Origin of the sequence: Paraburkholderia sp. BCC1876 (genome assembly GCF_902833695.1) — a bacterium.
Taxonomy (GTDB): domain Bacteria; phylum Pseudomonadota; class Gammaproteobacteria; order Burkholderiales; family Burkholderiaceae; genus Paraburkholderia.
In genome coordinates this window covers 1-511 of record NZ_CADFGI010000057.1, presented here as the reverse complement: position 1 = coordinate 511, position 511 = coordinate 1, and the positions used below count along the sequence as shown (strand labels likewise).

1 protein-coding gene and 1 pseudogene are annotated in these 511 nt (G+C 69.3%); one reads left to right on the top strand and one right to left on the bottom strand.

What is annotated here, in order from left to right:
• Positions 1 to 148: pseudogene (locus HWY05_RS38570) on the top strand (methionine synthase); the annotation flags it as partial.
• Between the two features lie 69 nt (positions 149 to 217).
• Here HWY05_RS38570 and HWY05_RS37740 read toward each other — a convergent pair.
• A partial coding sequence (locus HWY05_RS37740) for an aldo/keto reductase (protein WP_176061487.1) occupies positions 218 to 511 on the bottom strand: 294 nt, incomplete at its 5' end.

Sequence of the window (511 nt, the reverse complement as noted above, 5' to 3'; positions counted from 1 at the left end):
GCGCAAGGCGCTGCGCTTCGTGGATGCCGACAAGCTCTATCCCTGCACCAACTGCGGCATGGCACCCTTGTCTCGCCAGGTGGCGAGAGGCAAGCTGAACGCGCTCAGCGCAGGCGCGGAAATCGTCCGCGGAGAACTGTCTGCCTGATCTCGCGCTGACGTCACCTCCGGCTCCCGAGCGGCCAGCGAAGCGCTCGCCCGGGAGCCGTCCTCCTCCTCAGGCCGTGAAGCCCGCCACCCGGTGCGGCACGTAAGGCGCCTCCAGCGTGGCAATCTCCTCCTCGCTCAGCTTCAGCTCGAGAGCGGCCACCGCGTCGCTCAGATGATGCGGCTTCGAGATGCCCACGATCGGCGCCGTCACCGTGCTCTTGTGCGCCACCCAGGCCAGCGCGACCTGGGCACGCGGCAGCTTGCGCGCCTCGGCCACCTTGGCGACCGCCTCCACCACGGCCTTGTCCGCATCGGCGGTGGCCTGGTATAGCCGCGTGCCGACGTTGTCGCTTTCCTGGCG